Raw genomic sequence first — 19213 nt, 5'->3', positions numbered from 1 at the left:
CATTCCGGGCGGGGCTGGGCGTGTACCTCAATGGCGAGGATACCGGGATCATCACCGTCGCCGCGCTCGACAAGAAGAAGGGCGTGATGACCATGCCGGCGTCGGATCTGCGCGCGCTGCGCATCCGCATCGATCCGGCGATCCTCGACGATACGGATATCGACCTGTCGTCCGTCCCCGGCCTCACCTATGTCTATGACGAGCCGGGGCAGTTGCTCAAGCTGACGATCGACAACAGCAAGCGGACGGCGTTCGACGTAGCGGTGTCGGAGCGTCCCGCGCTCGACGTCGCGCAGGTGCGCCCGATCACCGGCGTGCTGCTCAACTACGATCTGTATGCCGCGTCAAAAGGGGGCGCGGGCGGCGCCTATATCAACGGCACGGTGGAGGGGCGACTGTTCTCGCCGCTGGGCACCTTGTCCAGCACCGCGACGATCAGTTCCGACCGATCCTATGGTCAGAGCGGCAACGTCACCCGTCTGGATACGACCTGGCGGATGATCGATCCTGGCGCGATCCGTTCCTATGCGGCGGGCGATATCGCCACGGGCGCGGTGGGCTGGTCGAGCAGCTACCGCCTGGGCGGGCTGCAGGTGCAGAGCGCGTTCAGCCAGCGGCCCGACATCATCACCGCCGCGCTACCGCAATTCTCGGGATCGTCGGCGCTGCCGTCGACCGTGGAATTGTACATCAACAACAGCAAGATCTATTCGGGCGAGGTGCCGTCGGGGCCGTTCACGCTGAACCAATTGCCGCAATTGTCGGGGGGTGACGTGCGGCTCGTGACGCGGGACAGCAGCGGCAACGAACAGGTCGTCAAGGCGGCCTATTATTACTCCCCCGATCTGATCCGTCGTCATCTGTTCGATTATTCGGCGGAACTGGGATTCCTGCGCTACGGCTATGGCGTTCGCAATTTCGACTATGGCGATCTCGCCGGCACCGCCTCGGCGCGTTATGGCGTGACCGACAATACCACGCTCGAAGGCCATATCGAGGGATCGCGCAGCTTTGGAAATGTGGGCGCCGGGATCAACCAGCGGCTCGGCGGCATCGGCGTGCTGGAGCTTGCCGCCGCCATCTCGTCCTATGAAGGGGAGACTGGCGAGAAGATCACGGGCCAGATCCAGACGCTGATCCACGGCGTCTCCGCTTATGTCGGGGGCGAGCAGCGGTTCGGCCAATATTTCGATCTCGGGCGGGTCAGCGTGTTCCGCAATCCCGCGGTCAACCTGTCCGGCACAGACGTCTACGAGCAATTGCTGGCTTCGACGCTGGGCGCGCGCACCCTGATGCGCGCGGGCATCGGTGGCCAGTTGCCGTTCGATCGCAAGACGAACGTGTCGATCGGCTATACCGGGCTGCGCTCCGACACCAGCGACTATGATCTGCTCAACTTCTCGATCTCGCGCTCGCTCGGCGGCGGGTTCGGGCTGCTGGTGAACGGATATCAGGATCTGGGGGTCGGCACCTCGACAGTGATGCTGGGGCTGACCAAAAGCCTCGGCAACGTCACGACGATGGTCAGCGGCCAGCGCTCGGATGGGCGCACCAGCCTAGATTTCCAGGCGTCCGGTTCGCGCGGCAATCGACAGAATGCGTTCAACTGGTCGCTGCTGGATCGCGAGACGGAGGGTGGCGAGGCGTTCCGCATGGCGACGGTCGGCTATCGCCTGCCCCAGGCATGGGCCCAGGCGAGCGTGCAGCAGCAGGGCGGCGATACGCGCGTCGTGGGGCAATTGTCGGGCTCGATCATCGCCGCGGGGGGCGAGGTGCGTCCGGTCAATCGCGTCGGCTCCAGCTTCGTATTGGTCCGCAACGCCGGGCCGGACGCGGCGATCATGCAGGACAATGTCCTCATGGGGCGGACCGATTCCGCCGGCTCCGCCTTCCTGCCCGACAGTCAGCCGTTCCGCCCGGTCAGCATTTCGATCGACCCCACCAACGTGCCGGTCGGCTGGCAGGTGGACGAGACGCAGAAGCGCGTCGTCACCGGGTGGCAGAATGGCGCGGTGGTGGATTTCAAGGCGCGCAAGGTCGCCTCCGCGATCGTCCGCCTGGTGGACGACAAGGGCAAGGCGATCGAGCCCGGTTATGTGCTCAAACTCGACGGAGGGAAGGACGTGCTGATCGGTTATGGCGGCGAAGCCTATGTCGAGGGCATCGCGCCCGACAATCACGGCCTGATCGACCTTGGCGTCGCCGGCGTGTGCCGGGTGAGCTTCGCGTACAAGCCGGACAAGGGCCAGGTGCAGCCCGTCATCGGCCCGGTCGCGTGCACGGCGGCGGCGCAATGACGCGGCGTGGCGCTCTCCCGCGCGCGGCGATGTCGCTGTTGGCGCTGGGCACGATGTCCCTGGTCGGCAGCGGGCCGGCGGCGGCGGCGGTGCTGTCCGTCCCAGCCGGTGGTGGCGCGATCGACAGCGGCTTTCCGTTGCAGCTCGGCATCCCCTTTCCCGGGCCACGTGCCCAGCCGCATTCCGGCGTTCGCTACGGCCAGTTGCGCGTGCTGCTGCATGTCGACGAAAGCTGCGCGGTGAGCACCGCCGGCGCGCCGGGCGCGGGCCCAGGTTCGGGCCCAGGTTCGGGCGTGGTGGACGCGGTGCGCATCCAATGCGCCGACCGGGTGCCGTGGCTCGCCAATCTGACGACGCGGGACGACCTGTCGACCACCTTCGTCACGCTGGATTTCGTCCCCGTCGCCGACGGCTGGGCGCCGCAGCGCCCCGGGGCCGCCGGGGCCGGACTTGAACGACTGACCGTGGATTATTGAGATGCGCCCCACCACATCCCCGTTCGCCACCTCGCCCCGCCGCGCGCTGCGCCGCCTGATCGCGCTGCTCGCCGGCGGCGGCATGACCAGCCACACCATCCTGACCGCCGCGATCGGCGTACCGATGCTGATGATCGCTAAGCCGGCGCAGGCGGCGGTGGTGTGCTCGAACCCGACATATCCATATGTCGCCCTCTACACGTCAGGAGCGGCAGCGATGACGAATGTAAGTCTCGCCGATTTCGGTGCGGCATCCTGTTCGGGCGAGACACCGGGGGTATCTTATTTTCACTGTACCTCGACCGGGGTCAGCAGCAAATATGGCTCATCTTATCAAACCGCTGTTTCGGCCGCTGGCGGAACTCTGACCTATAGATTGTCTCAAAATGCCGGAACAATGTTCACTGACACGAGAACGTTGTGGAGTGCAGGTGCAGATTCTGCTGGGACGCAAAATATCTGGAATCAAAATCTTTCGATCGACATTCCGCAGCAAAATGTTGCCGCTGGAGATTATATAGGATCTTATATAATCCCCGTCGACGTTCACGAGGGTGCAAATTGTACTGCTCCTATTGTAACATCTTACAATCTTCTTTTTAGAGTAACCGTACGAATAAACGGCTCATGTTTATTGGGATGGGCGACCAGTGTGGATTTTGGAACCATCGCTCCGGATTCAGGCGGCAATATTTCGCAAAGTACCCAATTCATCCAAGTAGGGGCGACGTGTGGAATCGGGCAAAGTTTTAAATTGTACGTGTCAGACGGAAATAATTCGATTGGTACGGGCGATTATAGAAGGCGGATGAAAAGTGGATCGTCTTATATACAATACGGAGTATTCCTGCCCGCCGGGTCTTCGGTTGGGAGTTCGGTCCCAACGAGTGGCGTGTCTTTCACCGGTACAGGAGGAAGTGGTAACTCCATATACAATACCGGCTCCTATTTAGATCACAATACCTTCATTTTAAATCTTGCCTCAGGTCAGCCGATATCAGGAATAGAGCCTGGGGTTTATATTGATAACCTCGTGGTGACAATGTCATGGTAACGAAGGTCAATATCTTGTGTCGGCTGTTGATCATGATTTATGGCGCCCTAGGGGTGACCAGCGCGAATTCGGCTTCGGTTTCGAAAACAGTAAATATAGTCGCAAGATATAATGTGACATGCGCAATTGCTGGTGTCGATCCTCTCAAATTTGGCGCTTTGGCGCCCGGCTCTTCCACGGAGATTCTGGTAACGTCCGCTCTTATTGTCTCCTGCACGGGGGGGACGCCATTTGGAGTCTGGGTGCCCCTTTCCTCAAATGCGAATAACTCTCAAAGAAGGATGATAAGTTCTGACTCGAGTGGTACCAAATACATTTCCTATAATCTTTATAGCAATTACGCCAGTCGTACTCTCATGCCGACGCAACTAACATCAACAGGTTATACATCTGGCTCCGGGGGGGCGTGGCTTGATTACAGAGCTACGGTTGTTGCGTTAGAGGCGGTTATTCCATCCGGTCAGACCTTGTCAGCTGGACACTATTCGGATACAATAGTAGTCAATGTAAGCTATTAGGATAATCGTTGGAGGGAAGGTAATGCGATCTCGCCATAATTCAGCGATTGTTGAGATCGCCGATGCTCGATGGAGGTTTATGGATGTGAATCGTCGACCGTGCCGATATCATAAAGGTCCGGTGATCGATCGCGACGGAGCGTACCTTTCTTGTCGCTGCTTTCGCGGCTTGAGCATGGGTGAATCGGAGGTAGCTGATCTTGCACGATTTCGGGCTTTGGCCATGAAGGTCGCTGCTGATGTGAAGTACCACCTTGCAAACAGGCGGATCATGCGATGCGTGGGACTTGGCCGTCTTCTCATGGGAGCATGTTGCTGGGCGACTCCCGCATCACCGGCGACGGTTTCGGTTTCGACAACCGTGAACGCGGATGTCGTTCCCGCGTGCTATTTCGACAGCAACCCGGACATTGACTTCGGTTCACTCAGCCGTACGATCGGATCCTCGATCAGCGTTGCTCAGGCGCAGGTTCAGGGGAGTGTGTCAATCAGCTGTACCACTGGTTACGCCTATAATCTGTACAGCAATACCGGTGCGAATGCGGCCGGGAGTCAGCGCAGATTGATAAATTCATCTTATGCGTCCTACCTTAACTATAATATCTCGCCGGTTGGATTCGGCGGGGCCGACTTCCCGACCAACTCGTCTTCCGCGCTAGGTTTTCAGGGGACGGGTTCCTACAATCCCATCTCACTATACGTGCAGATTCCGGCTCAAACGCTAACCGGTACGCAGAAACCTGGATATTTCTCGGACCAGATCATGTTCACGGCGGTGTTCTGATGCGCGGGGTCTTCTTCACGGCTGCCAGCTTCGTGCTGGGTGTTGGCTTCGCGCTGGGTGCCGTCATGCCGGCGCGGGCGACGACGATCAGCGCGACCAGCACGATCAAGGCGTTGATCTCCGGATCCGGGACCTGCTCGATCGGCTCGATCGGCAATCCAGCGATCGCGTCGACGCCTGAAGCCCTATACAGCCTGTCGCTGATCACCGACGCGACGTTGACGGTGACCTGCACCGATGGCGACACGCCTTACCGTATCTATGCCACGATGAGCGGCAATGCCAACGATACAGTGCAACGGCGGCTGAAAAGCAGCAGCGCTGCGCAGTATATCAACTACGACATTTTTACCGATGCCGCACGGACCACATTGTGGCCGACGACATTCCTTACCGGATTGTCCGGCGCGGGAGCCAGCACGACGTTCCACACCTACCCGCGAGTGCCATCGCAATCGGGCGCCACGGCGGGGACGTGGGTGGATACGATCTCGTTCGTGGTGACATATTGATGGAGCGCGGGATGAGGGGATCGATATGGTGCGTTGCCGTCGCTGCCGGGGCGATGCTGCCGCTATCCGCCGCCCGTGCGGCGACGGTCAGCGGGTCCAGCACCTTCACGGTTACGCTGGCGCCTGGATGTGACGTACAGGTCGCGTCCGATCTGGCCTTTCCGACGCCGACGTTGACGCTGACATCGGGCAACGTTGCGTTCGGCGCGAACCAGGATGGGACGGGCATTGTGCAGTTCGTCTGCTCATCGGGGACGAGCTATTCGATCTTCGCGCCACTCAGCGCCAATGCCTATAACGGTCAGCGCCGACTAAAATCCAGCGCGGGCAACTATTACGTCAATTACAATATCTCGGCGGTCTCGACGGGGGGCACAGCGTTTCCCACCGCCTCCGGCAGCACGTCCTCGCCCTATAGTCGTACCGGCACCGGCGCGACCGAAACCGTCACCGTTTACGGTCGTGCGCCCGCGCAGACGATCAGCGACGCCACCGGCGGGACCAGCAACGTGACGCCCCAGGCGGGCAGCTATTCCGACACCATTGCCATTTCGGTGACCTTCTGATGCGCGGTCTGTCCCTTCTATGTGTCGCGGCGCAGGTGCTGTTGCCGGCGATCGCCCCGGCAGCCACCACGCGCAGCGCCACCATGAATGCGAGTATGACGATCCCGGCGACGTGTACGATGTCGATGCCGACGACGCTGGATTTCGGCACCGCGACAGCGACGACCAGCGGCGCGATTTCGGCGATGACGGTCAACTTCGCGATCACGACGATCTGTACCAATGGAACAAAATTCGATGCCTATTTCACGTCACCTAATCTGTCGGGTGGTACGTGGTATATGAAAAGCGGTTCCAATCAGATCCCATACGGCGTCTATTGGATGAACAATTGTGGCGGTGGGGGGGTAAGAACCTCGGCCGATGGCCCTTTCAACACGTCTGACGGTACGCAAATTACACGGTGGAACCCATCAATCTGTGTGTCCGCTCAGACGGCTCCCGCGCCGGGAAATTACAGTGATACTATAACGACAGCGGTGAATTACTGATGCGTGCCTTCGCAAAAGACGCGCTGTGTCGCAGTATCGTCGCCGGATTGGCGATGGGTATAGGAACCGTCGCGCATGCGGCGGAAGTGACGCAGGCGTCCACCGTCAAGCTGGCTGTCGCCGGAACCTGTGCCGTTTCCTCCGGCGGGGACCTGTCGTTCGGGACGCCGGCGATGACGATCGATCGTAGCCCCTTGCGCTTTACCGCCAATTCGGATGCGACCAGCACGATTCTCGTGACCTGCTCGCCGCAATTGCCCTATCAGGTGTATTCCGCTCCAAGCAGTTATGCGACCGGTAGTGGCGATAGCGCGCAGCGTCGCCTGCGGGGTTATTTCAGTGGCGGGAATATCTACTCTATTCCCTATAATATTTCGTCAGTTTCCGCTGGCGGAACGAATTACCCGACATCTACCTCTTCCTCCGCGATCATTTCCGGTACGGGAACAGGTGCCCAGCAAACGTTGACATATTATGGACGGATTGCTTCGGGAGAGGAGGCACAAGATTCCAATGGCAATCGTTATGCAACGGCGGAGGCCGGAGATTATTCTGACACGCTGACCTTTACGGTGAATTACTGATGCGCGCGTTTCACGCCCCGTTCGCCGGGCTGATGGTGCTGCTCCCCGCCTGCGCGCAGGCGGCGGTAACGGGAACGGCGACCGCGAAGATCACGATCCCGAAGACCTGTACCATGTCGTCATCCACGTCGCTGCTCGACTTCGGCACGCAGACCGTGACCGGGACGACGGTGACGCAGACCGACGGATCGCTGACCGGGATCAACGTCTTTTGCAGCTATAACAGCGCGGTCTCGGTGTACGCTACCTCGGCCAACGCCAGTTCGTCGCAGTTCCGGCTCAAGAACGGCAGTACCTATCTGAATTACAACGTCTATTCGGATTCGAGCCGTTCCACCGCCTGGCCGCAATCCAGTGGCGCGACCGGCGCGTCGGCGACCGGCAACGGCACGACCGCGCTCAGCTACGCGCTGTATGGGCGGATACCGGCGCAGTCGATCACGCTGCCGGGCACCTATACCGACACCATCACGGTCACCGTGAGCTATTGAGGAGGACAGGCATGTCGTTATCATCCCGTCCGCCGCGATGCGCCGCCGACGCCGCGATCGGTGCCACCGTGCTGGCGTTGGCGCCGAGCGCGGCCACCGCCGCGACGCAGTCGCTGGCGGTGACGAGCCAGTTCGTCGTCGCATCGAGTTGTTCGACGAGCACGACGGCGAACATGGATTTCGGCGCGCTGCCCGCGACGCTGTCGGTGGCGCAGGCCGACGCTACGGGGACGATCTCCATCACCTGCACCATCGGCGCTCCCTATACGCTGAAGGGCTACGGCCTCGCGTACGGATCGCAGAGCCTCCTTTATCGGTCCGGCAGCAACTTCACGGACTCTCTCAAGTACGACCTCGCTTGGGACTCGCAATACGCGCAAAAGCTTCCTGGCGCGACATCATCGGGCACCGGCACCGGCGCGGCGCAGACGGTGACGATCTATGGCCGCATCTCGGCGCAGACCGCCCCCTCGGCCGGTTCCTATACCGATACCCTCACCCTTAAGATTACTTATTGAAGGGACAGCAGGTCGATGACCGATCATTCCGCCATTTTGTGCCGCCTGCTTGGCGGTGTTCTTCTCGCCAGTGGATGGGCGTTGGCGTCAGCACCCGCGCTCGCCGCGACCGCGAGCACGTCGATGACGGTGTCGGCGGCGATCCCGAACAGCTGCACCGCCTCGACCACCGGCAACATGGCGTTCGGCACGCTGGCGGCCAGCCTGACGGTGTCGGCGAATGTCGATACGACGGGCACGCTCAGCGTCACCTGTCTGAATGGCGGCACCTATACGGTGATCGCGGACAACGGGCAGAACGTCAGCAGCGGGCAGCGCCGCATGACCAAGAACGGGTCGAGCGGCCCGTTCCTGAACTACAATATCTATGCCGACAGCGGGCGTTCGACGGCGTTCCCCACCGCAGTGGGCAGCGCGACGACGGAGACCGGTTCGGGCAGCGCGCAGACGATCACCGTCTATGGCCGCATCCCGGCCAACGCCACCGCGACCGAAGCGGGCGTCTATAGCGATACGCTCGGCTTCACGATCACTTACTGACCTGCTGATCCGATAGGGGGACGACCATGATCCAGAAACATTCGGGGAAGCGCGGCGACATCGCCATCGTCGCCGCCGCGATGGCGGTGGCGGCCGCGTCACCCGCGCTTGCCGCGACCGGCAATTCGAACATGACCGTGTCGACCACGATCCCCACCACCTGCGCGCTGGGCAGCGTCACCAACATCGCCTTCGCCAATCCCAGCGGCCTGTCGGTCACGCAGACCGATGCGACCGGCAGCATCGCGGTGACCTGCACCAACGGCGGCACCTATACCGTCGGCGCGGACAACGGGCAGAATTATGCCAGCTCGACGCGCAACATGAAAAGCACGCGATCGGGCAGCAGCGCGGTGCTGAGCTATGCGCTCTATTCGGACAGCGGGCACAGCACCGCTCTGACGACGTCGGCCTCGATCGTCGGCGATGGCTCGGCGCAGACATTCTCGATCTATGGCCGCATGCCGGCGCAGACCGCCACCGAGGCCGGTTCCTATACCGATACCGTCTCGTTGACGGTCACTTACTGAACAGCGGCGGGGGGAGGGCGGAGCGGTGCGCGTTACAGACCATGGCTGGCGGCGCTTCGGCGGCGGGATGCTCGCGGCGGCCGCGCTTCTCCCCGGCAGTGCGAACGGTGCGATCACCACCAGCAACAGCGTCACGATCAGCACCACGGTGCCGACATCGTGCGTGCTGACGGCACGTCAGGACATGCAGTTCCGGGCAACGATCCTCGACACGTCGACGCAATCCCATGACGCGGAAGGGGTGATGCGGGTCAATTGCACGAACGGTTCGGTGTTCGGCATTTCGCTGCCGCAGGGCGCGAACGACAATGGCGTGCAGCGGCGGATGAGCGACGGCGCCGGGCATTACCTGCTCTACGACGTCTACGCCTCGTCGAGTGACCGCAGCAGCGGTACGCCGCTCTATCCGGCGGGCACTATGCGATCGGGGCAATCGGGGGACGGCGCCGATCACGACGTGACCTTCTACGGGCGCATCGGCATCCAGTCGACGCCCGCCGTTGGCAGCTATGCCGATCAGCTGACGGTCGCGGTGGACTGGTGAGGAGAGGGCCGATGAACAGGGCTTCGGGCGGCGCGCTGCTGATACTGGCGCTGGGCGGCACGATCGTCGCCACGCCGACGCAGGCGGGCACCACACAGACGCTGAACGTCTCGGCGGGGATCGTCGCCGGGTGCGAAGTGTCGGGGCAAGCGGGGGCCGGGCTGGCCGCAGCGACGCTGGATTTCGGCACGCGCGATCAATTGGCGAGCCAGGTGCCCAGTGCGGCCACCCCGTCGTCGGGCGCCGGGGCACTGACCGTGAAGTGCAACGCTGCCACCTCCGGGGTGACGGTGGCGGTGGGGCTGGGACAGAATGCCAGCGGCAACACGCGGCGCATGGCGGCGGGATCGACCTATGTCGATTATGAGCTGTATCGCGACGCGGCATGGTCGCAACCGGTCGGTTCCGCCGCGATCTCGCTGGGCGCCTTCTCCGCCGGTCAGGCGACATCGCTGGCGCTTTACGGGCGTATCCCCCAGCCCAGCCAGGCGATCGCCCAGTCGGGCTTGCTCACGACCTATACCGATCAGGTGGCGCTGACGATCACCTTCTAGGGGCGGCAGCGGGCACGCGAACAGACGAAACGGAAACGCTCAGTGCGGCAAGGATGGATGCGGTCGTCGCGGCCGGCACGGGTGTTGGGGTGGTGGGGATGGCTGCTGGTGCTGGCGGCATCGCCGGCCACGGCACAAATGTCGTGGCGGTTGCCGGCATTGTCCGCCGATGGACTGCGCGTCGCGGCGTTCGAACTGATCGCGCGCGGCACCGGCGGCGAGGACGGCACCGCGCTGCACCCGCAGGATGCGCCGTATCTGACGCGCGTGGCGGTGCGTGACGCGCGGAGCGGCGCGGTCCAGTTCACCGTGCCGCTGTGCGGAACCTGTTCAGGCGCGGGTCTTGCGTTCGCGCCAGACGGCAGCGGCATCGCGATCCTGGCCGGCGACGATCGCGGTCGCGTGACCAGCGTCACCTTCGCCGATGGCACCACGACGCGGCCGATCACCACGATCGCCGGCACCGCGGTGTCGCCGCGCTGGTCACCCGACGGGCGCAGCCTTGCCATGCTGGCGACGATCTGGCCGCGAAAGGAGCCGGGCGCGACCCGCGCGGACTCCCGCATGACGGGGGAGATCGGCGCGCGCGTCGACGTGCAGCGGCTGGCGATCGTCGCGGCGGCGGGCGGGGTGACGCAATTGATCTCTCCGCCCGATCTTTACGTGTATGAATATGACTGGTTGCGTGACGGCAGCGGCGTCGTCGCCACCGCCGCCACCGGCAATGGCGATGCCAATTGGTGGAGCGCCAGCCTGGTGGCGATCGACCGGGCGGCCGGAACGGTACGCGACATCGCACGCCCCCCGATGCAGCTGTCGTCTCCGATCACCTTGTCCGACGGCAAGACGGTCGCGTTCATCGGCGGGTTGATGAGCGATCGGGTGACCTCCAGCGGGGATGTGTGGACAGTGCCGATCGCGGGGGGAACGCCGACCAACCTGACCCGCGGTTTCAACGGCAGCGTCACCACGATCGGCGCCACGCGGGATGGCATTGTCGGCGCCGCGATCATCGGCGTGAAGGGCGCGCTGATCGCACTGCATCCGGGCGTGGCGGACGGACAAGCTCCGGAAGCGAAGGCGGACCCGCTCACCCCGGTGTGGAGCACCGAGCGTAGCATCGATTCGACTCCGGTAGCGTTCAACACGGAGGGGAATCGCGCCGCGTTCGTGGCACAGGCCTTCACCGACGCACCGGCCTTGTGGGCCGGGGCGGTGAATGCGCCGGTGCCGATCGCTTATGCCACGCCGGCCGAGGAGGCGACGTCTGCCGGCGCGGCCGACGTCCGGCTATTGGAATGGTCGCGCGATGGCCAGTCGCTGCAGGGATGGCTGATCACGCCCCGGCACGGCGCAAAGGGATTGGTGGTCGAGGCGCATGGCGGCCCGACCGCGGTGGCCTCGCCCGACTGGCTGGGGGACGATCTGCGTGGCGAGATCATCCGTGCCGGCTATGCGCTGTTCCTGCCCAATCCACGCGGCAGCTCCGGGCGCGGCGAGGCGTTCAAGGGGCTGGTGAAGCGCGATTTCGGCGGCGGCGACCTTGCCGATATCCTGTCCGGCACCGAAGTCGCGGCGCGCGCGGCGCATGTAGCGCCCGATCGGCTGGTGATGATGGGGACGAGCTACGGCGGCTTTCTCACCATGCTTGCGAACAGTCGCACCCGGCTGTTCCGGGCGCTGATCGCCGGCGGGGGGATCGCCGACTGGCCGAGCTATTACGGCCAGAATGGTATCTCCGGTTGGATGCGGCCGTTCTTCGGGTCGTCTTATTACGATGATCCAGCCCCATATATCGCCGCCTCGCCGCTGGCCGGGATCAAGCAGGCGACGACGCCGACCCTGCTGTTCGTCGGGGAGCGTGACATCGAAACCCCGGCAGCGCAGTCGCTGCAATATTGGCAGGCGCTGCGCACGCTGAACGTGCCGACCACTCTGGTCATCTATCCGGGAGAGGGGCATGCGATCGAGGGCAGCGCGGCGATCGGCGATCTGCAACGCCGGGTCATCGACTGGCTGAACCGCTGGCTGGCGCCATGACGGGTGCGCGACGGCTGCTGGCGGCGGGGCTGGCGCTGCTGGCATGGGGAACCGGCGTCCCGCCGGGCGGGGCGGTGGTGACCGATCCAGCGACACGTGGCGCGGCGGCCTGGAAAGCGGGCCGGTTCACCGACGCCGTCCGTGCGTGGCGCGTCGTGCTGGCGGGGCAGTCAAATGGTGTCGCGGAAGCCGCGTTCGGGCTGGGGCTGGCGGCGCAGACGGGCCGTGGCATGGCCCGGGACCCCCATCGCGCCATCGGCTATTTCCGCATCGCCGCCGCCCGTGGCTCCGCCGCCGCGACCGAGCGGCTGGGGTTGCTGCTGTCGGCGCAGCCTGATCGCAAGGAGGAAGCGATCCGCCTGTTGGACCGGGCGGCGCGCATGGGGCGCCCCGTCCCGCAATATCTGATGGGATTGGCCTATGCGGACGGCGATCAGGTGGCGGTCGATCTTCCGCTGGCGAGTGCGTTTCTGCAGCGGGCGGTGGCGGGCGGGGTCGGCGATGCCAGGCCGGCGCTGCGCCAGCTCAGTCAGCGCATGACCGCGACGCAGCGGCAGCGCGCCCTGCTGCTGGGACGTACATTGAGTGGGAGGGTGCCGGGGAGTGGGAGGGCGCCGGGCCGCGCGGGTCCTCGAGCGCTGGCCACCGCCGAAGTCCGTGCCGCAAGCCGGCGCGCGCCCGGTTCGACCGTTCCGAATTCGACCGCGCCGACGTCGACCATCGCGAAGCCGCCGATGCCTGCCGCGAACCGCGCGGCCTCCCCCTGGGTCATACAGCTCAGCGCCTCGACCGATGCGTCGATGCTGCGCACCCATTGGGGGCGGTTGACGCAGATCGTTCCCGCTTTGCGGCGAAAAACGCCCAGCTATGAGTCGTTCGGCAGCTTCACGCGCCTCCGCGTCCATCGCTGGCCCGATCGCGCCGCCGCCGAGTCGGTCTGTCGCGAGGTGGCACGGCATCACGAAACCTGTGTGATCCTTGCCGATCGTCGCTGAACCGCGTCCTCCGGCGAACCGTGCCCATGCGGGCACGGGACGGCGGCAGCCGGCGGGATCGCGACGTTATCGCATCATCGATGGCCCCGGCGGCGGGTTGAGCGCGTATCCGGTCCACACCGGCACGCGCCCGACCTCATTGACAGGCGAGACACTCGTCATAGTCGGTGGTTTCACCAAGATCGAACTTCGGCTTTTCGATCGTATTGTCGGCCTCCACCCCGCCAGCGAAGCCCGCACGCTGGACGCTCTTCGACCGCAGATAGTAGAGCGACTTGATCCCCAATTCCCACGCGCGGAAGTGAAGCATCAGAAGATCCCATTTCTCCACGTCGGCCGGGATGAACAGATTGAGCGACTGCGCCTGATCGATGAACGGCGCGCGATCACCGGCCAATTCCAGCAACCAGCGCTGATCAATCTCGAACGAGGTCTTGTAGCAATCCTTTTCCTCGGGCGAGAGGAAGTCAAGGTGCTGCACCGACCCGCCCTGTTCGAGGATCGAATTCCACACCGCGTCCGAATTCTTGCTCTTCTCGGTGAGAAGCTTTTCAAGATACGGATTCTTGACCGCGAAACTGCCCGACAACGTCTTGTGCGTGTAGATGTTCGCCGGGATCGGTTCGATGCACGCGCTGGTGCCGCCGCAGATGATGCTGATCGACGCGGTCGGCGCGATCGCCATCTTGCAGCTGAATCGCTCCATCACGCCCATGTCGGCGGCGTCGGGGCAGGGGCCGCGCTCCTGCGCCAGCATCATCGACGCTTCGTTTACTTGCGCGTTGATATGCTTGAAGATCTTCAGGTTCCAGCTTTTCGCCATCGCCCCTTCGAACGGCAGCCCGCGCGCCTGAAGGAAGGAGTGGAAGCCCATCACGCCCAGCCCGACCGAGCGCTCACGCGCCGCCGAATAGGCCGCCCGCTCCATCCCGGGCTCGTGACGGTCGATATAATCCTGCAACACATTGTCGAGGAAGCGCATCACGTCCTCGATAAAGCCCTTGGCGTCCTTCCACTCGTCCCACGTCTCGAGGTTGAGCGACGACAGGCAGCAGACCGCGGTACGCTCGTTGCCGAGATGGTCCATCCCAGTCGGCAAGGTGATCTCGCTGCACAGGTTCGACGTCGACACCTTCAGCCCCAGATCGCGGTGATGCTTGGGCATGGTGTTGTTCACGTGATCGGCGAAGACGATATAGGGTTCGCCAGTGGCGAGCCGGGTCTCGACCAGCTTCTGGAACAGCGCGCGCGCATCCACCTTGCCGCGCACCGACTGGTCCTTGGGGCTCTTCAGCTCCCATTCGGCGCCGTCGCGCACCGCCTGCATGAAGGCATCGGGGATCAGCACGCCGTGGTGCAGGTTCAGCGCCTTGCGATTGAAGTCGCCCGACGGCTTGCGGATCTCGAGGAATTCCTCGATCTCCGGGTGCGAGATATCGAGGTAGCAGGCAGCGGAGCCGCGCCGCAGCGAGCCCTGGCTGATCGCCAGCGTCAGGCTGTCCATCACGCGCACGAACGGAATGATGCCGCTGGTCTTGCCGTTCAGGCCGACCGGCTCCCCGATGCCGCGCACATTGCCCCAATAGGTGCCGATCCCGCCGCCGCGCGACGCGAGCCAGACATTCTCGTTCCACGTCCGCACGATGCCGTCGAGGCTGTCGGGCACCGAATTGAGATAGCAGCTGATCGGCAGGCCGCGACCGGTGCCGCCGTTCGACAGCACCGGCGTCGCCGGCATGAACCACAGGCGCGAGATATAATCGTAGATGCGCTGCGCATGCGCGGCATCGTCGGCATAGGCCGAGGCGACGCGGACGAACAGGTCCTGGAAGCTTTCGCCCGGCAGCAGATAGCGGTCCTTGAGCGTTTCCTTGCCAAAATCGGTCAGCAGCGCGTCACGGCTGTGATCGACGTCGACCGGATAGGGCCGGTTCAGCACGCCGCTGGTCGCCGTCGCCTCCGGGGCGGTCGCGGTCGTCTTTTCGCCGACCATGGCCTCGATCGTATCGGTGGTCATCGCCTCACCGTCCGTTCCTCTGAAATCCATCCTCGCGGCGCTCCCGCGTTCCTGTCCTGTTCAGGCGAATCGGCACTGGCCGATCGACTCTACCGGGGCGGATCGATGAGAACAAATCGGGTTCGAAAGCGCCGTGCGGCAACCGCGAATCCGCTGCGACGACTTCTCGCGTCGCGTCTGTCCTACCACCACTTGGGTCCACCCCCGGCCCTGACCTCTACTGATTGTGGCAGAACACCAACGGAGGCAAGATGCATAAGTGCCACCTTCCGGACCTATCGGGGGTAGCGGACTCGTCGCCGGACTCGGGGGTGGGCGGCGACGCGCGGGATTCCGCGAGGTTCGTCGAATGCAAGAGGGAGATCGAAAAATGAAAATATTTTTGGGCGTCGCGTGGGTGGCCCGGCGGACCGCCCGGCGCGACGACGCGCGCGATCAGCGCCGGCCGTTCGACGCGATCGGAGGCGGCGGTGGCGGGGCGGTCGCGCCGTTCGTGGCGCCGGACACGCCGTCCATGTCGATCGCCTGATCGAAACGCAGGCCGGCGCGGCCGTCCCCGACCCAGCTGATCGTCGCGGCGACGAACTGCCCGGCGGTCACTTCGAGCTGGACGGGATAGCCGATCGCCTGATCGGGCAGCTCGACGCCGTCGACCATCGCGCCGGTGGTCGACAAGTTACGGATCCGCACCTCGCCGCGCTCGTCCCCCAGCACCAGCGTCGCGGAGCGCAGCATGCGCTGGCGGTTCGCGCGGCTGGTCTTGTAGCCGACCGGGACCGCACGCCCGCCATGCGCCGACAATTGCGTGCCCACCTCCGACGAGCGGGCCGGGCGGCCATAGACATAGCCCTGGATATGGCTGCACCCCAGATCGCGGATCAGCGCGATTTCGTCCTGCTGCTCGACGCCTTCGGCGGTGGTTTCCATCCCCAGCGTACCGGCCAGATCGACGATCGCCTTGATGATCGCGGCATTGCGGTTGCCCGGCTGGATCGCGCCGCGGACGAAGCTCTGGTCGATCTTGATCTTGTCGAACGGCGCCTTCTTCAGATAGCCCAGCGAGGAATAGCCGTTGCCGAAATCGTCGAGCGCCAGCCGCACGCCGAGCGACTTCAGGGTACGGAACATCTGTTCCGACGACGCATCCTCGTTCAGGAACACGCCCTCGGTGATCTCCAGCTCCAGGCGGTGGGGCGCCAGGCCGGACGCGCCCAGCGCGCTGGCGATGATACCGGGCAGCGTGGGATTGGCGAACTGGATCGGCGAGACGTTGACCGCGACGCGGACGTAATCGGGCCAGGTGGCCGCTTCCGCGCAGGCGGTGCGTAACACCCATTCGCCGATCGTCTCGATCAGCCCGCATTCCTCGGCCACCGGGACGAAATCCGCCGGGCTGATCGCGCCGCGTTCGGGGTGCTCCCAACGCAGCAGCGCCTCGTAGCCGACGATCCGCTCGTCGTCGGTCGCCACCACCGCCTGATAGGTGAGGAACAGCTGATTGCCGCCCAGCGCCTGGCGCAGGTCGTCCTCCAGCCGCTTGCGGTTCTGCGCGCCCTCCAGCAATTCTTCGCGATAGAAGCGGTGGACACCGCGACCGTCCGCCTTGGCCGCGTACAGCGCGAGATCGGCGTTGCGCACCAGGGCCTCGGGGGTGTCGCCGTGCAACGGCGCGACCGCGATGCCGATCGAGCAGCCGATCGACAGCGTCGCGCTTTCGATATGATACGGCATCGACAGCGCCGCGATGACGCGATCCGCCAGCATGGCCAACCGGTCGCGGCTCGCCTCGTCGGGCAGGACGACCTGAAATTCGTCGCCGCCCAGCCGCCCGACCAGCCCCGCATCGCCGATCGTCCGCTGCAGTCGTTCGGCGACGAGCTTGAGCAGTTCGTCGCCGATATGATGGCCGAGCGTATCGTTGACGGCCTTGAACCGATCGAGGTCAAGCAGGAACAGTCCGGTCGACCCGCCGCGCGATCGATGTGCATTGAGCGTCTGGTCCAGCGACAATCGCATGCGTTGACGATTGGCGAGTCCGGTCAGGCTGTCGAACAGCGCCAGCCGCGTGATTTCGGCTTCCGCGCGGCGCTGTTCGGTGAGATCCGCGCCAAATCCGACGAAGCCCTGGAACCGCCCCAGATCGTCATGCAGCGGCCGGCCGGAGATCGACCACCAGCGGTCAGGAGCGCCCTGCATCGCCGGGCAGACCGAATAATCCGCGAAGGACGTGCGCGACGTCAGATGGAAGGTCAGCGTGCGTTCGGTATCCATCAGCGCCGAATCGACGCGGAAGATCGCGGTCAGCGGTGCGCCGCCCGGCTCCACGCCCAGCGCGCGGACCTCGCGCTCCACCTTGGTCGACAGATAGCTCAGCCTGCCCTGGCGGTCGGTCTGCCAGAACCAGCCTGGCCCTTGCTCCTCGAACGCTGCGACCAGCAGCCGGGCGCGGCGCCGGTCGGCCTGCACGCGATAGCGTTCCTCGACCGATCGCTGATCGGCGAGCGACAGCCGCACGATCGCCACCACCTGCAGCGCCGCGACCATTGCGATCGTCAGCGTCGCCGCGGTGACGCCCTCGGCGGCGACCATCATCGTCGCCAGCGTGACGACGAACGCGAGCGCGGCCATGCGAATCGCCTGCAACGCGATCGTCGTCATCAGGATCGCGCCGATCACGGCCGCCTGGCCCGCCGCCGCCCATTGCCCCGGCAGCGTGCCGGTCGAATCCAGCAGCAGCACCAGTGAGATGGCCATCCAGGTGGCCGAAACGGTCATCATCAGGATGCGGCGATGGGCCGGCTGTCCGGTGACCCGCGGCGACAGCATCACGCCGCAGCCGAGCGCCAGCACCAGCGCGGGCAGGCCGCGCGCGCCGATCGCGATCGCCGGTTCAGCACCGACGACAAGCTGGGTGACGAGCATCAATCCGAGCACGACCGCCAGCAACAGCGCGGCGGCGATCGGCCAGCACAGCGCCATTTCGCGCAGTGCGGCGGCGCGTTCCTCGTCCTGCCGATCGTCCAGCGCCGGTGTGAGCCCCAACGCATCGGCGATGCCGCGCGAGAGCTGCGGAACGGGATCATGTTCGGGGCGGAGGCGCGACATGAGGGTCGGATAGGCCAGCGACGGTTACTGAACCGTTCCGGTCGCGCACCGCCGGCGTCCGGGATGGTTGCCCGCCCGCGCGCCACATCCTACAGCGTCGCATCATGACGATCGTAATCCGCGAAGCCGACCTGATCGAAAGCGTGGCCGATGCGCTGCAATTCATCAGCTACTACCACCCGATGGATTATATCCGCGCGCTGGGGGAGGCCTATCGGGCGGAGCAGGGGCCGGCGGCCAAGGATGCGATCGCGCAGATCCTGACCAACAGCCGTATGTGCGCGGAGGGCCATCGCCCGATCTGCCAGGATACCGGCATCGTCACGGTCTTCGTGAAATGGGGCCAGAATTGCCGGCTGGAGAGCGACCGGTCGTTGCAGGAGGTCGTCGATGAGGGCGTCCGCCGCGCCTATCTCCATCCGGAGAACAAGCTGCGTGCCTCGATCCTCGCCGATCCCGCCTTCACCCGCCGCAACACGCGCGACAATACGCCGTCGGTGCTGCACCTCGAGATGGTGCCGGGCGACAAGGTGCACGTCGATGTGGCGGCGAAGGGCGGCGGCAGCGAGAACAAGTCCAAGTTCAAGATGATGAACC

20 protein-coding genes are annotated in these 19213 nt (G+C 64.4%); 18 read left to right on the top strand and 2 right to left on the bottom strand.

Annotated elements, in window-relative coordinates:
* The 17 genes from ACFDSW_RS07520 to ACFDSW_RS07440 all read left to right on the top strand — a co-directional run.
* Positions 1-2297: fimbria/pilus outer membrane usher protein (locus ACFDSW_RS07520; RefSeq protein WP_375249665.1), on the top strand; the 2297-nt coding region annotated here is incomplete at its 5' end.
* Complete coding sequence (locus ACFDSW_RS07515) at positions 2294-2773, top strand: hypothetical protein (protein WP_375249664.1); 480 nt, start codon at positions 2294-2296, stop codon at positions 2771-2773. The genes ACFDSW_RS07520 and ACFDSW_RS07515, both read left to right, overlap by 4 nt.
* 1 nt (position 2774) lies before the next feature.
* Positions 2775-3827 carry a spore coat protein U domain-containing protein gene (locus ACFDSW_RS07510; RefSeq protein ID WP_375249663.1) on the top strand — a complete coding sequence of 351 codons (1053 nt, stop codon included), beginning with the start codon at positions 2775-2777 and terminating at the stop codon, positions 3825-3827.
* The gene (locus ACFDSW_RS07505) at positions 3821-4345 is read left to right on the top strand and encodes a spore coat U domain-containing protein (RefSeq protein ID WP_375249662.1); all 525 of its coding nucleotides are present in this window, start codon (positions 3821-3823) and stop codon (positions 4343-4345) included. The genes ACFDSW_RS07510 and ACFDSW_RS07505 overlap by 7 nt, the downstream gene beginning before the upstream one ends.
* A gap of 121 nt (positions 4346-4466) precedes the next feature.
* Positions 4467-5129, top strand: coding sequence for a spore coat U domain-containing protein (locus ACFDSW_RS07500; protein ID WP_375249661.1), 663 nt, complete (start codon positions 4467-4469; stop codon positions 5127-5129).
* Entirely contained in the window at positions 5129-5641 is a 513-nt protein-coding gene (locus tag ACFDSW_RS07495; protein WP_375249660.1) for a spore coat U domain-containing protein, read from the top strand. Before ACFDSW_RS07500 ends, ACFDSW_RS07495 begins: the two co-directional genes overlap by 1 nt.
* Before the next feature lie 11 nt (positions 5642-5652).
* Positions 5653-6207, top strand: coding sequence for a spore coat U domain-containing protein (locus ACFDSW_RS07490; protein WP_375249659.1), 555 nt, complete (start codon positions 5653-5655; stop codon positions 6205-6207).
* The gene (locus ACFDSW_RS07485) at positions 6207-6698 is read left to right on the top strand and encodes a spore coat protein U domain-containing protein (protein WP_375249658.1); all 492 of its coding nucleotides are present in this window, start codon (positions 6207-6209) and stop codon (positions 6696-6698) included. Before ACFDSW_RS07490 ends, ACFDSW_RS07485 begins: the two co-directional genes overlap by 1 nt.
* Positions 6698-7282: a spore coat U domain-containing protein gene (locus tag ACFDSW_RS07480; protein ID WP_375249657.1), complete on the top strand. Its 585-nt coding sequence runs from the start codon at positions 6698-6700 to the stop codon at positions 7280-7282. Before ACFDSW_RS07485 ends, ACFDSW_RS07480 begins: the two co-directional genes overlap by 1 nt.
* Complete coding sequence (locus tag ACFDSW_RS07475; protein WP_375249656.1) at positions 7282-7773, top strand: spore coat U domain-containing protein; 492 nt, start codon at positions 7282-7284, stop codon at positions 7771-7773. The genes ACFDSW_RS07480 and ACFDSW_RS07475 overlap by 1 nt, the downstream gene beginning before the upstream one ends.
* Positions 7774-7841: 68 nt before the next feature.
* A complete protein-coding gene (locus tag ACFDSW_RS07470) occupies positions 7842-8291 on the top strand; it encodes a spore coat U domain-containing protein (protein WP_375249655.1) in 450 nt (149 codons plus the stop codon).
* A 15-nt stretch (positions 8292-8306) separates the two neighbouring features.
* Complete coding sequence (locus ACFDSW_RS07465) at positions 8307-8831, top strand: spore coat U domain-containing protein (protein ID WP_375249654.1); 525 nt, start codon at positions 8307-8309, stop codon at positions 8829-8831.
* 26 nt (positions 8832-8857) lie between these two features.
* The gene (locus tag ACFDSW_RS07460; protein WP_375249653.1) at positions 8858-9361 is read left to right on the top strand and encodes a spore coat U domain-containing protein; all 504 of its coding nucleotides are present in this window, start codon (positions 8858-8860) and stop codon (positions 9359-9361) included.
* Between the two features lie 25 nt (positions 9362-9386).
* On the top strand, positions 9387-9905 hold the full coding sequence (locus ACFDSW_RS07455; protein ID WP_375249652.1) for a spore coat U domain-containing protein: 519 nt from the start codon (positions 9387-9389) through the stop codon (positions 9903-9905).
* 11 nt (positions 9906-9916) lie between these two features.
* Positions 9917-10459, top strand: a complete 543-nt coding sequence (locus tag ACFDSW_RS07450) for a spore coat U domain-containing protein (RefSeq protein ID WP_375249651.1) — start codon at positions 9917-9919, stop codon at positions 10457-10459.
* Between the two features lie 57 nt (positions 10460-10516).
* A complete protein-coding gene (locus tag ACFDSW_RS07445) occupies positions 10517-12499 on the top strand; it encodes a S9 family peptidase (RefSeq protein ID WP_375249650.1) in 1983 nt (660 codons plus the stop codon).
* On the top strand, positions 12496-13494 hold the full coding sequence (locus ACFDSW_RS07440) for a hypothetical protein (RefSeq protein WP_375249649.1): 999 nt from the start codon (positions 12496-12498) through the stop codon (positions 13492-13494). Before ACFDSW_RS07445 ends, ACFDSW_RS07440 begins: the two co-directional genes overlap by 4 nt.
* A gap of 136 nt (positions 13495-13630) precedes the next feature.
* On the opposite strand, the gene ACFDSW_RS07435 is transcribed toward ACFDSW_RS07440, so the two are convergent.
* Complete coding sequence (locus ACFDSW_RS07435; RefSeq protein WP_375249648.1) at positions 13631-15541, bottom strand: ribonucleoside-diphosphate reductase subunit alpha; 1911 nt, start codon at positions 15539-15541, stop codon at positions 13631-13633.
* A gap of 405 nt (positions 15542-15946) precedes the next feature.
* On the bottom strand, positions 15947-18616 hold the full coding sequence (locus tag ACFDSW_RS07430; protein ID WP_375249647.1) for a putative bifunctional diguanylate cyclase/phosphodiesterase: 2670 nt from the start codon (positions 18614-18616) through the stop codon (positions 15947-15949).
* A 104-nt stretch (positions 18617-18720) separates the two neighbouring features.
* Here ACFDSW_RS07430 and ACFDSW_RS07425 point away from each other — a divergent pair.
* Positions 18721-19213, top strand: a 493-nt coding sequence (locus ACFDSW_RS07425) for a fumarate hydratase (protein ID WP_375249646.1), incomplete at its 3' end; no start/stop codon positions are given.

It is taken from the genome of Sphingomonas sp., from assembly GCF_042091075.1.
Lineage (GTDB): Bacteria > Pseudomonadota > Alphaproteobacteria > Sphingomonadales > Sphingomonadaceae > Sphingomonas.
This window is presented reverse-complemented; position numbering and strand designations above follow the sequence as displayed.